Source organism: Saccharothrix luteola (genome assembly GCF_020859565.1).
In the GTDB taxonomy this organism is placed as follows: domain Bacteria; phylum Actinomycetota; class Actinomycetes; order Mycobacteriales; family Pseudonocardiaceae; genus Actinosynnema; species Actinosynnema luteola.
In genome coordinates this window covers 105,014-119,649 of the sequence record NZ_JAJHUO010000001.1, presented here as the reverse complement: position 1 = coordinate 119,649, position 14,636 = coordinate 105,014, and the positions used below count along the sequence as shown (strand labels likewise).

At 70.8% G+C, this 14,636-nt stretch carries 9 protein-coding genes; 5 read left to right on the top strand and 4 right to left on the bottom strand.

The window, feature by feature from the left end:
- Positions 1–11 precede the first annotated feature (11 nt).
- On the bottom strand, positions 12–1,046 hold the full coding sequence (locus tag LNK82_RS00440) for a hypothetical protein (protein ID WP_230564855.1): 1,035 nt from the start codon (positions 1,044–1,046) through the stop codon (positions 12–14).
- Between LNK82_RS00440 and LNK82_RS00435 the strand changes: the two genes are divergently transcribed.
- Positions 996–2,162, top strand: coding sequence for an LLM class flavin-dependent oxidoreductase (locus LNK82_RS00435; protein WP_308257134.1), 1,167 nt, complete (start codon positions 996–998; stop codon positions 2,160–2,162). The genes LNK82_RS00440 and LNK82_RS00435 overlap by 51 nt on opposite strands.
- Positions 2,163–2,316: 154 nt before the next feature.
- Here LNK82_RS00435 and LNK82_RS00430 read toward each other — a convergent pair whose 3' ends face one another.
- Positions 2,317–5,067: an AfsR/SARP family transcriptional regulator gene (locus LNK82_RS00430; RefSeq protein ID WP_230564853.1), complete on the bottom strand. Its 2,751-nt coding sequence runs from the start codon at positions 5,065–5,067 to the stop codon at positions 2,317–2,319.
- Between the two features lie 153 nt (positions 5,068–5,220).
- Positions 5,221–5,592, bottom strand: coding sequence for a hypothetical protein (locus LNK82_RS00425; protein WP_230564852.1), 372 nt, complete (start codon positions 5,590–5,592; stop codon positions 5,221–5,223).
- Positions 5,593–5,807: 215 nt separating this feature from the next.
- Here LNK82_RS00425 and LNK82_RS00420 point away from each other — a divergent pair, with 215 nt between their 5' ends.
- Complete coding sequence (locus LNK82_RS00420) at positions 5,808–6,347, top strand: hypothetical protein (protein ID WP_230564851.1); 540 nt, start codon at positions 5,808–5,810, stop codon at positions 6,345–6,347.
- Between the two features lie 639 nt (positions 6,348–6,986).
- Here the strand turns inward: LNK82_RS00420 and LNK82_RS00415 are convergent.
- Entirely contained in the window at positions 6,987–7,994 is a 1,008-nt protein-coding gene (locus tag LNK82_RS00415; RefSeq protein WP_230564850.1) for a S1 family peptidase, read from the bottom strand.
- A gap of 865 nt (positions 7,995–8,859) precedes the next feature.
- Here LNK82_RS00415 and LNK82_RS00410 point away from each other — a divergent pair.
- The 3 genes from LNK82_RS00410 to LNK82_RS00400 all read left to right on the top strand — a co-directional run bounded on the left by LNK82_RS00410 (position 8,860) and on the right by LNK82_RS00400 (position 14,259).
- Positions 8,860–9,426 (top strand): dihydrofolate reductase family protein, encoded by a 567-nt coding sequence (locus tag LNK82_RS00410; RefSeq protein WP_230564849.1) that lies wholly within the window; start codon positions 8,860–8,862, stop codon positions 9,424–9,426.
- Positions 9,427–9,701: 275 nt separating this feature from the next.
- Entirely contained in the window at positions 9,702–10,079 is a 378-nt protein-coding gene (locus LNK82_RS00405; RefSeq protein ID WP_230564848.1) for a hypothetical protein, read from the top strand.
- Positions 10,080–10,884: 805 nt separating this feature from the next.
- Positions 10,885–14,259 (top strand): NACHT domain-containing protein, encoded by a 3,375-nt coding sequence (locus LNK82_RS00400; RefSeq protein ID WP_230564847.1) that lies wholly within the window; start codon positions 10,885–10,887, stop codon positions 14,257–14,259.
- The last annotated feature ends 377 nt before the right edge of the window (positions 14,260–14,636 follow it).

Below are 14,636 nucleotides of genomic sequence, written 5' to 3'. Positions count from 1 at the left end.
GAGAGACCCGGTCACTCCCGGCGGACGACCCCGGTGAACCCCACGACGAACAACGTCGCGAACACCCAGCCCATGACCTGGAGGAACAACCCGAGCACGAAGCCGATCACGTTGGGCGGGTAGTTCGGTCGGAAATCGCACCCTGCTCGTCCGGTGGTGTTGAGAAGCGGTACGGACAGGTCGACAGCCATCCGCACCGTCGCGCCGATGCTGCACCGCAACCGGTGGTCCAGTTCCTGAGACTTCGACGCTGCCGGGAGCTCCTGCCCTTCCACCCGGATCGCCGGTCTGTGGACCCAGTCCGCCGACCAGGCCGCCAGTGAGAGCAGCAGAGCCAGCCCGAACACGCCGAGGAGGAAGTACAGGGCCCTCCCCGGCTTGTACCCGTGCCCGAGGACGATCCGCTTGGTCCAGTGCCACGCGCTGGATCCGGTCGGCACCGGTCGGCTCCTCCGGCGGTGGCGCTCGTTCTCCAACTCGATCAGCAACTGCCGCGCCTCACCCGCCCGACCACTGCCTCGCAGGACCGTGGCGAGGTGCTGGTAGGGCTCGGCATCGAAGAGGTCCACGTGGTGACCGAGCAGATGGGGCCAATGCCGGTGGGTGGACTCCCTCGACAACGTCGTGTACTTCAGGCCGACGAGGATCACCTTGTTCCCCGTCGAACACCACCCGTCCTCGGGCTCGCACACGACCTCCGGGGGCAACCTCAGGTCGTTCGTCGTCGCGCACGACAGGTCGAGCACAAGCCCGTTCTGCGCCTTGTTGCAGAGCGTCGCGGGATTCTCCGTCGGCTCCCATCCTGCGGCCGCCTCCACGATGTCACCCGTGTCCTTCCGGCCCACGCCGAGGTCGAGTCGTGAGCCGACCCGGCTCGACATGAGGTGCACGGTCCCCAGCTCCGGCGACTCCGCGGTCGCGGTGAACCCCCGGCACAGCAGAAGAGAGCCGCCGACGCTGAACCCTTCCGCGTTCACCGCCGGGCCGAAGTCGTTGTGGACCCGGGTTCCGTCCAGCCACGCGTCGCCGCCCACCCGTGCGTTCACCAGTTGGATCGCACCCGTTTTGCACTCGACGTTCACATCCGCCTTGCGAATCCTGAGGGCCCGGCCCACCCTGACGCCCTCAGCGTGCAGTCCAGGGCCGTCGGGGTTGCGCAAGAGGGCACCGTCGAGCTCCAGGTTCCGCCCGATGCGCGCGCCGAGCAGCCGCACCGAGCCCGACTTGTCCGACGCTCGCGGGCTTCGGACGTGATGCGCTGGTCCGAACGCAGCGGCTGCACCGGGTTCCTGATCTACAGCGACAACGACAACGTCGACCCGTGGCTGCTCGCCCAACTGGCCATGCTGCACACCGAACGCTCCGTGCCCTTGGTGGCCGTGCAACCCATCGCGATGCACCCGCACTCGGTCGCCAAGATGATCACCACGCTGGGGCAGTTGCACGAACGCCCCGTCCACGTGAACCTCGTCTCCGGCGGCTTCGTGAAACACCTGGAGTCGTTGGACGACCACCTGCCGCACGACACCCGCTACACCCGCCTGGTCGAGTACGCCCGCATCGTCCAGGGTCTGCTGGGCAACACCACCTACAGCCACTCCGGCGACTACTTCAGCGTGCGCAACGCCCACTTCTCCCGCCCGCTGCGACCCGACCTGGCCCCGCGCTACTTCCTCTCCGGCTCCTCACCGGCAGCCGCACGAGCCGCCCGGGACCTGCGCGTACCCCGCCTGGCCTATCCCCGTCCCGTGCACGACTACGAGGCCGGCGAACCCTGTCCCGAGGGCATCCGGATAGGCGTCCTGGCCCGCCCCGACAGCGCGGAGGCCTGGCGCGCCGCCACCACCCGGTTCCCCCACTCGGAGACCGGCAGGCTGATCCACGAGATGGCGGTAGAAGTCTCCGACTCCCACTGGCACGGCCACCTGGCAGCCCGCGAAACCGCCCACACCGGCACGGACACGCCGTACTGGCTCCACCCGTTCCGCAACTACAACACCTTCTGCCCCTACCTGGTCGGCGGCTACCAAGAGGTGGGCACCTACCTCTCCCGCTACCTGGCGCTGGGCGTCCGCACCCTGGTCCTGGACGTCCCCGCCGAAGAAGACGACCTCCACCACACCCACCGCGCCCTCGCCGAAGCCCGACAACTCACCCGTTGACCCCAGCCCGACGACCACCACCGCGCCCCACCACGTTCGCCGAGTGGATCGCCGCCACCCTCCCGTCGGGCGATCCGGGCACGCGAACACCAAGACCCGCGCACCTCACGGGGGTGCAGGACAGCTGTCGGAGGACGGCCGGGTCGGCGCGCGATCAGGTCCTGACGGGGTCCTGCACCTCCGCGGCCTGGGGGTCGCCGATCTCCTGGAAGATGTCGTGAGCCTCCTGCCGGTGACGCCTGGCCTCGGCCGGCTCGTCCAGCTGGTCGTGGGTGCGGGCGAGGTTGGTGAGGGCGCGGGCGGTCGTGCGGGGGTGGTTGAGCCGTCGGCTCAACGCCAGCGCCTCGCGGTGGTAGCGCAGCGCCTCGCCGTACGACCCGGTCCGGTGGTGCAGTTCGCCGAGGGTGCTCAAGGTGAACTGCAGCCCCATCTGGTCGTCGGTCTCGCGCTGGATCGCGAGAGCGCGTTCGAGGTGGTCGGCGGCCAGGTCCGTGCGGCCGAGCCCGAGGTAGGTGTCGCCGAGGTTGTTCAGCGCGAAGCCCTCGCCCTGCCGGTCACCGGTGGCGCGGAACATCGGCAGGGCGCGGCGGAAGCAGTCGGCGGCGCGGTCGAGCTCGCCGAGGTCCACGTGGATGACGCCGAGGTTGTTCAGGTTCCACGCCTGGCCGTGCACGTCGCCGACCTCCTCGAGGAGGCCCTGCGCCCGCACGTGGCAGTGCACGGCGGTGTCGTAGCGGCGCAGGTCGCTGTACGCGACGCCGAGCCCGCGCCACATGATGCCCTCGCCGCGACGCAGACCCGCCTGCTTGGCGGCGGCGAGGCCGGCGTGGTAGCAGCCGATCCAGTCGTCCCAGTGGCTGCGCGGGTAGTGGAAGCTGAGCAGCACCCAGGCCAGCTGCCACGCGACGACCGCGAGGTCTTGCGCCGCCGCCGTCCGCACCGCGGCCGTCAGCGCGGCGTGCTCCTGCTCGAACCACCGCACCGCGTCGTCGTATCCGGAGAACGACGGCACCACCACGTCGGCGGGTGGCTCGGGCAGGTCGATGATCCGCACGCGGGTCGGGTCGAGCACGCCACGCGCGGACTCGGCCGCGTGCAGGTACCAGACGAGCAGCCGGCGGACCGCCCGGTCCACCTCGTCGCCCTCGACGGCGGTGCGCCGCCGGGCGTACTCGCGGACGAGATCGTGCAGCCGGTAGCGACGCGCGTCGGCCTGCTGGACGAGGTGCTCGTCGAGCAGGTGCTCCAGTTGCTGCTCGGCGTCCTCGACCCCGTGCCCGGACAGCGCCGCGACCGACTCGGCGGTGAAGTCGTCGCCCACTTGCAGCGCCAGCAGCCGGAACGTCCTGCGCGCCACCGGCGGCAGCGCCCGGTAGGACAGGTCGAACACGGTGTCCAGGCTCGTGAGCGCGGTTGCCGGCCGCCGACCGGAAGGCGTCAGGTGGTCGGCGAGGTCGGCCACCGTCCACCTCGGCCGGGTCCGCAGCCTCCGCGCGGCGAGCACCACCGCGAGCGGCAGGTTCCCGCACAGCTGCGCGACCTTCGCGGCGGCCTCCGGCTCGACGGCAACGCGGCCGTCGTCCACCACGCGAGCCAGCACGGTCACCGACTCCTGGCGGCTGAGCACGTCGAGCGGCAGCAGGCGCGCCCCGTCCACTTCGGACAACACGTGCCGGGACGTCACCAGCACCAGCGCCCCTGGCGAGGCGGGCAGGAGCGGCCGCACCTGCTCGGCCGACGCGGCGTTGTCCAGCAGCACCAGGGCGCGCCTGCCCACGAGCCTGTCCCGGTACAGCGCGGCCCGCGAGTCGAGGTCCTGCGGTATGCGTTCGCCGGGCACGTCCAGCAGCCGCAGGAAGCGCTCCAGCACCGCTGACGGGTCGGCGGGGTCGCGTGCCTCGTGAAAACCGTGCAGGTCCGACCACAGTTGGACCTCGTCGAACCGACCGTCCGCCACCAGGCTGTGCGCGACGCGCACGGCGAGCCGCGTCTTGCCGACACCGGCCATGCCGGTGATGACGGCGATCGTCGGCGCAGAGGAGGCGGGGCGGGAGCCGATCCTCGCCCATTCGCGCAGTTGCCGCAGGTCCCTGTCGCGCCCGGTGAACTCCTCGACGTCCATCGGCAGCTGCCGCCAGGCGCCCACCGATCCCGCCGGGCTGGCGGGCAGCCCTTGATCGGCGACCAGCACTTCCTGGAACGCTTCGCGCAGCGGTGCCCCGGGTTCGGCGCCCAGTTCCTCCACGAGCCGGTCGCGGAACGTCCGGTAGAACGTCAACGCCTCCCCGCGGCGCTCGCCGCGGTGCAACGCCCGCAGCAGTCGGACGGCGAGACGTTCGTCGGTCCAGTGCGCGGCGACCAACGGGCGCAGGACGTCCACGACCTCGGCGTGCCGTCCCCGCTCCAGCGCCAGTTCCGCGCGGTCCACCTCCGCGTCCACGCGACCGCGCTCCACCTCCGACCGGACCTCGGCGAGCCACGGCGTGTCCAGCCCGGCGAACGGCTCGCCCCGCCACAGCGCCACGGCGCGGTCCAGCAGGCCGAGCGCCTCGGCGCGGTCCGACGTCGTTCGGGCCTGCTCGACCAGGCCGGCGAACCGGTGCAGGTCGACCTCCCGCGCGTCCGCCACCAGCACGTACCCACCGGACCGGCGTTCGATCACGGCGCCGCAGCCGGGCGGGAACACCTTGCGCAACCGGTGCAGGTAGCCGTACAGCGTCGTGCGCGCCCTCTCAGGCGCCCGATCACCCCATACCCGGTCGATCAACCGACCGGTCGGCACCACGCGATTGACGTCCACCAGGAGAGCGACGAGCACGCAGCGTTGGCGTGAGTGGCCGAGATCCACCCGCACCCCGTCGACCTGGGCCTCCACGTCCCCGAGCACAGCGAAGCGAACCCCCATCAACGCATCGTCGCAGGAGGTTTCCGACGCCACCTCACAAATCGCAGGCCGCCACGCCAATGGCGGCACGCATTCCAAGCGCGATCGCATCCGCGCCGGGAATTCCAGGTCGCGGATGCGAGTCGCGTGCGGCCGACCAGGCGCATCCGGCCGTCAGCTCGACGGGCACGGGTAGTAAGCCCCGTTGCCCACCAGGTAATCGTCGAACACCCACCCGAACCCGTGCACCCACGTCCACGTGTTGCCGTAGCTATTGACCACGTAGCAGTCGTACTGGATCGGCACCCCGTCACCGAGGTACCCCACCACCGTGCACGCCCCGTACGGTCCGGTGTGGACCGCCGCGGGCGCAGCCGCGGCCCGCACGGCTCCCGTCCTCCCGTCTTCCACCTCGTGCGGCCAGTGGGCGTTGCCACAGGTCACCGCCGCCGCCTCCACGGGCGCGGCCTGCGACGAGCCCCCTGCCGGAGCGAGCACGAACAGCGCTCCGAGCGCCGCGGCCGTCAAGATCCGCCGGATTCGCATGGTTCCCCCTTCTGTTCCGTCACCGACCAGGTGTCCGACGATGGCCGTGCGACCTGGTCGAAACCTTGGACACCTCGGACACCGGGTCCGCGGCCCGGTCGACGGCGCACAAGATTTTCTGAAGACCCAGTCGAGAGGCTCGTCCCCGACGACTCCGATACCGCTCGCTCCCATCAAGTCCAGGGCGCGGACGACCTCGAGCGATGGAGAAGAACATGCGCGGAACACACCGACGTCGACTGGCGGCCGGCATCATCACGGCCTTGGCCTTCACGGGCTCGTTCGCTTTCACGACGAGCAACGCCCAGGCGTACAGCCCGAATCCCACGGTCCGCTGGGCTCAGGTCGACACGGGCAACTGCCAACGCCTGTCCGGCACCCTGACCGTGGTGGCCCAGAGCGACGGCTGCCGGATCAACGATCCCTGGGACGGCACCTTCTTCCGCAAGGACGCCGGCGGCATCGCGATCAAGGTCGAGCTGTACGTCGGCTCCACTCTCGTCGCGAAGTCCGAGTTCCACCCTTACGGGGAAGTGCTCTGGGCCTACGACACCCGCGATGACAGCGACACGATCTACACCACCCTGCAGGTCGGGGAATCCGGCGCCTCCTACGGGCCCTACCGGGGGCCGGTCAACGGCTCCAACTCCTACAACCTCAGCATCACCGACGGCGCCACGGTCACGATGTCGGTCAACGACAACAACGACCCCAACAACCTCGACCAGTTGGCGTACTTGCAGGGAAGGGCGTAGCGGGCCGGCACCGGTCAACCCACGACCGGAGCCGGCTCGGACGCCCTCCGGTCAAGCGCACCACGGCCTCGCGACCGCGGTGCGCACCGGCTTCGAGGCCTGAGGAGGCCGACCGCCGACGCGTCGTCCACTGGCGAGTCACCGGGCCGGCGCCGTGGCACGAAGGCATCGCCGATCGATCCGGACACGCCGGCGACCGCGGCCAACTCGCCGGTGAAGCCCGCGGCCCCACCGCGGCCGAACTGCGGCCGGTCGCCGCCTGTGCCAAGGCTGTCGTCGGTGACGCCACCCGCAATGGTGGATGACCAGTGGGTGGGGCGGGGTAGCCGAGGATCATGTGGAGCGGCGTTCCACCGTCGTGGCGCGCGACGCTCGACGCGAGCACTCCACCAACCGCGCGCGGAGGTCGTCCGAGGAGCGGTCGTAGTCGCGGCCGGCGAGGAGGTCCGGGTGCCACCGCGGCTGTGGGTGACCGCTTGGGCGAACATATTGATCGACGTGCCCTGACCGGTTCGGGCGTCGACCCGGCCTCATGCTCGGCGGCGACCACGTCACCACCGAGCATGAGATCACCACGAGCCGGTGTCGGGGATCTTGCCGGGTGCGTCCCCGAGCCGGTGGAAGTACGTGGTCAGCGCCCTAGGTCAGGATCAGCGACAGGCCGTAGGCCGACAGGATCGGGTTGACCTCCTGGTAGTAGGTCGTGCCGCCCGAGGAGCAGTTGCCCGAACCGCCCGACGTGACGCCCTGGGCCTGGTTGGAGCTCAGCCACGAGCCGCCGGAGTCGCCGGGCTGGGCGCAGACGTTGGTGCGCGTCAGGTTGTAGACGACACCCTGCGGGTAGTTCACGGTCTGACCGCGGGCCTGGATGTAGTTGCACCACATTCCGGTGGTCGAACCCGACCGGCACACGCCGGAGCCGACCGGGACCTGCGCGGAACCGCGGACGTAGTACCAGTAGCCGTCGTAGCCCTCCATGTATCCCCACAGGTTCACGCCCGCGCCGGTCTGCACCCACGCGTAGTCGTAGTAGGGGAACGTGGAGCCCGCGAAGTAGCCGTAGAGCGCGCCGTACTGGTCGGTGGCCTGGGAGCCGGGGGTGCCGCAGTGGCCGGCGGTCACGAACCCGCCGTACACCGCGAAGCCGATGGAGCACCGACCCGCGTTGTTGATCCAGTACGGCCAGCCGCCGACGACGTCGGCGTACGGCACCGGCGAGTGGTCTTCCTCGACCACGCGGACGGCCTCGTGCACGGCCTCGGCCCGCTCGAGGAACGCCTTCACCGAGGCGTCGACCTTGTGCCGGTTGACGGTCACGACCACCGTGTTGGTCCGCACGTCGACGTACCAGCCGTTCACACCTCCGGGCGCGGCGCGGCCCGCCTGCCGGTCGATGGCGGTCTTGGCGGCGTCGAGCTGCGCGTAGCTGTGCGCGACGGGCACGACGGTGGCGTCGAGGCCGGTCCGGTCGGCCGCGGTCGCGCCCGCGACCGCGACGGCCAGCTTGCCGGTCGCCGGGTCGAACCAGCTCCCGGCGTACGCGGAGCCGTAGAGCTTGCGGGCGACGACCTCGGCCCCGCGAGCCCGTTCCTCCTGGGCCAAGCGGGTCTCGACGCCTTCGGCGCTCAAGCCGAAGTCGCGTTTCATCGCCTCTGCCATGCCGAGGGACACGCGGGGCGCAGCGGTGGACGAAACGGTCGCCACGTCGACGGGCGCGGCGACCGCCGGCAGGGAAGGAATGGCCAGCCCGATCGCGAGGACGACCGCGCCGGTTAATCGGGCAGCACGAGAAGGAGTCACTTGGGCAGCCTTTCGCACAAATGGGCAGGGAAGTGCACCAGTCGGTTGCGGGGAAGTGCACGCGGAGACCCCGGAACCGCTGATGTCGCCGGTGAGAACCAACGGATTCGAAACGATACTTTCCCGATCGATGCTCCCATACCGCCGAGACGGTGGCTTTCCCCGGACTATTCGACCAATTCACGGCAACTGGAAGACAGGTGATTGCGCTTCCCGGTCGACGGCGGCGTCCTCCGACCGCCATCACGGCCGTTCCCACCGTGATCACCCCTGCTCGGACCAGGCGACGACCCGATCGTGTGCCGTGTACGCGGCCCGGCGTCACCATCGGCGAAACGGGCGGACCACGTACACGATCGACCACCGGTCTCTCGAATTTCAGGCCACCGAGGTCGGGCCACGGCATGGTGAGGCATGCGCGTACCAGTAGTCGACGACCGCCGATTGGTGAGGCCTCCTCGAAATCGAGCGGCATGCTGGAACCCGTTCGGCCGGGTGGATGGTTCAGAGGTCTTGTGCTCGAACACCCCGCTGGTTCGCCATCGGAGCACTACCGGACTCTGACCGTGTCGCCTGAGAAGGTCTACTCGGCGTTCGATGCCTGGCGTCGGGCCCGTGCGGTGTTGCTCTGGACCGGGCGTTGTGCCCCGACGAGATGGGGGACGGCGTGGCGGCGCGGTGGGTTCGCCGCGCTGCGGCAGTGTGTACCGCCATGGGAACGCTGACCTACGGCATGAACGTCTCGGTGGACGGCTACACCGTCGACGCGAACGGTGACCTCGGCTGGAGCGTGCCGGACGAGGAGCTGCACCAGTATTGGAACGACCGGACCGGGCAGGTCGCGCTGTCGTTGTACGGGCGCAGGTTGTACGAGCTGATGTCGGCCCACTGGCCGACGGCCGGTCAGGCGCCCGACGTGCCCCCGGTGCAGGCCGAGTACGCGCGGCTGTGGCTGGCGATGCCGAAGGTGGTCTTCTCGCGGACCCTGGAGTCGGTCGAGTGGAACTCCAGGTTGGAGCGGGGTGACGTGGTCGAGACCGCCAGGAGGCTCAAGGCCGAGACGGACGGCTTGATGGAGGTGGGCGGCGCGACGCTGGCCGCACCGCTGGTCCGGGCCGGCCTGGTGGACGAGTTCCACGTGCTGGTGACGCCGGTCGCGATCGGCGGCGGCACACCGTTCTTCCCGTCGCTGAACGACTGGGTGAAGCTGGAGCTGGTGGAGAACCGCACCTTTGGATCGGGCGCGGTCCTCCTGCGCTACAAGACCGTCCGCGACTAGAGGACGCCGGCGACCACCCCAGGGGCAGGCTCCCTGCTCCGAAACGCCTGCACATCCCAATGCGTGGGTACTCGCCAGGCGGGTCGATGGTGTGGGTCGATGTCCGGTGGGTGTGCGGGCCCTGGCTCTTCATGCTCGGGTCTGCGCTGCCCGTTGGGGTACCGCGGAGCACCGCCGTCTCCACATTGCTCCGATCCGGGGAATGCGATGTCGTCGGGGACCTATCGAGGTGACGCCTGCGTCGGAGGCGAGCAGGGGACGCGGAGGACGGCATCGTGATGGGTGGCAGTGTGGTGGAGAAGCCTTCCGGGCGCGGGTTCGCGCTGACCGCGTGGCTGGCGATCTACAGCGCCGGGGTGCTCGTGGTCGGGGCGATGTTCCTCGTCGAGGCCGTGGGGGAGGTGGACCGCGGGCGGACGCTCGGTATCCCGTTGATGCTGCTGATCCTGGGCTTGCTGGGTGAGGCGATCGCCCTGGCTGGTCTGTGGTCGTGGCAGCGGTGGGGCTTGTCGTTGCTCGCGATCGGCGTCGCGGTCGGAGTGGTCGGATCGGTGATGGGCGACGTCTCGGGCTTGATCGTCGCCGGCCGGGTCGTCTGGTTGTGCGCCTTCGCCTTCGTGCTGATGCCACGCTGGGAACTGTTCCGGGCGTAGGGCGGTACGAACCTCGACCCGCCGGCCCACTGCGTCCTCGGCAACCCGATCCACCGCGCGATCACGTCGACGCGCAACCGTCGGGAGGAACTCGACGATACGGAGATCGAGTGGTCGAGGCGGAGGAGCACCGTGACACGGCTGGACGCGTTGTCGGACGAGGCGGGGCTGCGGCCGGGATCGGTGACCTGTGCCGCGGTCCTTGGCGTGTGCGTCGGGGTCGGGACGCTCATCGGGGACGGGCCGGTTCGCGCTGCTCGCGTGGTCGGTGGTCCTCGTCCAAGTGGTGGCGGCGGTGCTGTTGATCGGGGCGGGATGCGGCCGGCGATCGGCGGCGGGCGCAATGCGCTGGTCACCGGTGCCGCCTTGGAGCTGTGGGTGTGCGCGGGCTACCTGCGAACGACCTCCGCTTCAGCCGAGGAACGGACGTTGACGTGCTGTGCGGCGTTCCGAGGTCCGTGAACGAAGCGGAAGCCGGGCTCGATCGCGAGCCTGCCCGAGACCACACGACCTTGCCCGAAGGCTTTGGGGTCATTGCCCTCCAGTGCGTCCGCCAACCGCTGTCGCCGGTCCGCCGGCAGGGTTCCCCGTTCATCCCGTCCCGGAACACCGCGCTGACCCGGCGGTAGTAGGAGTCACCGGTCTGAGCTTCGCAGAAGATCAACGACACCCCCTTCACCCCGAACTCCCACCGCTGAGGGGGTTGACCCCAGCTCACCACCGGCCGACCGGCCACCGGCGCTTCCAGACCAGTACGGCCGGTTCAGGCCGGTGGCAGCCGGGGCAGCGGTACGCTGCCGCGTTGATGAGACCACCTGGTGGACCGCTCGTCGCGAGCGTGTGGCTCGCGTTGCTCGCCGGCCTGGTCACGAACCTCGTGACGGACGAGTTCCCGGCGTTCCTGGAGCCGTTGCGGCCGTGGCTGTTGCCGTTGTGGCTGGTGCTGGGTGGCCTGATGACCCTGGTGGAGTTGCGCAAGCGCGGCAGGTCCGGGCTTGACGCGACCGACGGCGGGGAGCGGGACCGGGTCGGTGCGTTGCGGCGAATCCGGGCGCGGGTGGGGGAGTTGCTGGAGGACGACCTGGGTGGCGTGCAGCCGCTGGTGCTCGCGATCGACGGTGCCGACTCGCTGGTCGCGGCCTACGACGCGGAGGAGTCGCTGCTGGTCCTGGGCGCGGCGGGGTCGGGGAAGTCGACGGAGTTGTGGCGGCTCGCGGACCTGCTCGCACGTCGCGCGGACGGCGGTGACCCGGTGCCGCTGCCGTTGCCGCTGGCCGGCTGGGGGCGACGGCCGCGTCGGCCACGCCCGGTGGACGTGCTGCTGCGCAGGCGGCGCGACGACGAGCCGCAGGCGCTGCTGGACTGGTTGCTGGAGCGGACGTACGCCCTGTACCGGGTTCCGCCGGAGGTCACGCGCGAGTGGTTGCGCGCCCGCCGTGCCGTGCTGCTGCTCGACGGTCTGGACGAGGTCCGCGCCGACCTGCGGACGCGGTGTGTGCGGGAACTGAACGACGTGGTCGACTCCGGCGCCAAGCCGTTCGTCGTGGTGTCTTGTCGCACTGCCGCGTACCACGACCTGCCGCAGGCGCTGCTGCTGCGCAAGACCGTCACCATTGCCCCGCTCACGCCCGCCGAGGTCGAACGGCACCTGGACGTCCCGTTGGACGACGACTTGCGGCAGGTCGTGGACACACCCCTGTGGCTGCGGGTGGCGCGGACCGTGTCCGCGAGGCCGGCCGGTCCCGGCGAGCTGGGCCGACGGCTGCTGGACGCCTACGTGACCGAGTTGGTCGACCGGCGGGGCGGGGACCGGAGCCAGGTGCTGCGCCGCTTGGCCCTGCTGACCCGCCTCGCCCGTGACACCGCCGACCCGGACGGCGTGGACCCGCGCGAACTGACCCGGCCGGGCGCTCCCGCGTCCGCCGAGGTCGCCACCGTGCTGCGGGCGTGGGTGCTGCCGACCGCGCTGTCCGGCGCGCTGCTCACCGGCCTGGTGCTGCCGCTCGTCGCCCGGTTCCACGTCGGTGTGCTCGCCGTGCTGTTCGCGACCGGTGCGGCGGTCGTGCTGGGGTGGATGTCGCAGCCGGAGCGCTACGCGGTCGACCTTGTTGCGGACCGGTGGTGGCGCAAGGCGCTGGGCGTGGTGGCGGGGCTGGTGCTGGGCTGCGCGGTGGGCGGGGTGTGCGCGGTGCTCGCGGGTGTGCTCGGGGCCTTGCCGGACGTCGGCCGGACCCTTGCGCTCGGTGGCGTGCTCGGCGTGGCGGTCCTCGCGGCCCGCGGGCCGGCCAAGCTCGGCACTGCGCTGGCGGTGACGGTCGGGGCGGCGCTCGTGCTGTGGTGGTTCGACCTGACCGACCCGGAACTCCAGCGGGTGGTGCTGGTGAGCATGATCGGGATGATCGGGGCCACCGCCGTGGCGCTCCTGCCGGACGACTCGCACGTGCTCGACGCTCGGCGGAAGTGGCGCACCAGCCGTTCCGGTGTCGCGTTGACCGCAGGGCTCGGGCTCGGTGTCGTCCTGGCCGTCCGACCCGGCGAGCACCGGTTGGGCGACGAGTTCACCGCGTTGGTGCTGGCGGTTCCGGGCTCGGTGCTCACGTTGCCGGCAGGCGCCCTGCTCGGATTCTTGCTGGGCCCACTCGTGCGGCGGGCAGCACTGGTGTGGACCGGGCTGCTCCCGCTGCGGTTACGGGCCTTCCTCCACGAGTGCGCGCGCCGGGGACTGGTGAGCCCGTCCGGTCGGGGGTTCCGGTTCCCGCACCCGCTGGTACGCGACCACGTCGCCGGCATCGACGTGCTCGACGGCGTTCCGCCTTTCGCCCCGGACACCGCGTCACCGCCTGTGAGACCCCGCCGACCGCGATCGGGCCTGTGGATCGAGCCCCGACTGCTGCTGGAAGGCTCCGACGAGCCGGTCCGGATAGCCGACGTCTTCCCGACCGGCAGGGTGGCGGTAGTGGGCCGGGTCGGGTCGGGGACGTCCACGCTGCTGTCGGAGTTCGCGGACGAGTCGCGGGAGCGAACGCTGCTGGTGGATCTGTCGACCATGCCCGCCCGCATCGAGCCCGTCGACGGCGTGCGGCGGCCGTTCACCCGGTGGCTGGTGCGGCAACAAGGCGTCCCCGCGGCCACCGTCCTGGGGTGGCTGGCCGAACGGCGCGTGGTGATTCTGCTCGACGGGCACGGTCAAGGCCCGCACGCGGTGCGCAACGCCGGCATGGTCGAGGAGTTCCTCGCCGCCTACGACGTTCCCGCCGTGATCGCGGGGTGGGCGGACGGTCCACCGCTGCCCGCAGGCACGACGAAGCTGACCGTCGCGCCGCTCACCCGCGCCGAAGCCGAGGCGGCGCTCGCCGGCCGACCAGCAGCCCTGCGGCTGGCCGCAGACCACTGGTCCGCGCTGGACACCGTGGACCGCGTGCGCCGAGTCGCCGAGGCGGTTTCGCGAGAGTCCTATGTGGACGAACGTTTCACCGGCTTCCCCCGGGCCGCACGCCTCTGGTATTCGGGACTGACCTCGAAGGTGGGCTGGCTGGTGCACGAAGCGCTGCGCACCGCCGTCCTGCTACCCGCCGCGATGACCGCCACCACGCTGGCGTTCGGCTTGCCCTGGGCCGCCGCGGTACTGGCCGGTGCGGTGGCGACACCATTGCGACGGCCACCGCTGATCGGTGTCCTGGCACGCCTGACCGGGCTCGTGGTCGGGATCGCGGCCGGTTTCGGCCTGTGGGCCGTCGCGCGCGGGATCGCTCTGGCGTTCACCGAGAGCGGCGACTCCCCGACGACCGCCACCGCCGCCGCCCTCGGCGTGGTGCTGGTCGCCGCGATGGCCGTGCGCGAGTGGCCGCTGTTCGCCTACGCGGTCACGCTGTACGTGATGTTCGACGGACAACCCCGGTTCGGCACGGTCTTCGAGTTGGCCCTGGGCCTGGTCATGGGCGGCGTGGTCGGCGCCGCGGCCAAGAGCTTGGCGGACCTGCAACTGCTCGCGATGACACCGCCCGCCGAACTCTGGGCGGGCGTCCGACCGTGGCGCCGCAAACCGTTCGTGCAGGCATTGATCGCACGCCGTGTTGTCGCCCACCGCCCACCATTCCTCCTCGACCCCGCCGACCCCATCGTCGACCGCCTGATAGAGGAGGAGTGGCTGCCGGTCAATCGGCAGGGCGGTACTCCGTGACCTTGGTGAGGGCCGCTCACCTGTGAACGCCGGAAAGGCCTTTGCGGCCCGCTGGTGTTGCACGGCTGCCCAGTGGAGCGTTGACGTCCAGGTCGTCGTCATGGTGATCACGAGCAGCACCGCCAGAACCGGAATGCAGGTCAGCAGGTCGAACCACGACTGCTTCATGCGGACGACGTCGGGGTCGTGAGCCGTGTGCGGCCAATCGGAGCCCGGTGGCATCGCGATGGGGGCCCGTGACGCGGCGCCGGTGCTGAGCTCGGGCCCTCCACGACGAAGACGGCGGCTACCGGGCTGGTGCTGCCCGGTAGCCGCCGTCCGGTTCGACCCCCGGCGGGTGGTGGCCCCCAGCTAGCACGCGCCCTCCGACTACATAA

Coding starts and splice junctions, on each gene's coding strand:
- LNK82_RS00415 (WP_230564850.1), bottom strand. CDS start 7,994: ATGAAACGCGACTTCGGCTTGAGCGCCGAAGGCGTCGAGACCCGCTTG.
- LNK82_RS00420 (WP_230564851.1), top strand. CDS start 5,808: ATGCGCGGAACACACCGACGTCGACTGGCGGCCGGCATCATCACGGCC.
- LNK82_RS00425 (WP_230564852.1), bottom strand. CDS start 5,592: ATGCGAATCCGGCGGATCTTGACGGCCGCGGCGCTCGGAGCGCTGTTC.
- LNK82_RS00430 (WP_230564853.1), bottom strand. CDS start 5,067: ATGGGGGTTCGCTTCGCTGTGCTCGGGGACGTGGAGGCCCAGGTCGAC.
- LNK82_RS00410 (WP_230564849.1), top strand. CDS start 8,860: ATGGGAACGCTGACCTACGGCATGAACGTCTCGGTGGACGGCTACACC.
- LNK82_RS00400 (WP_230564847.1), top strand. CDS start 10,885: ATGAGACCACCTGGTGGACCGCTCGTCGCGAGCGTGTGGCTCGCGTTG.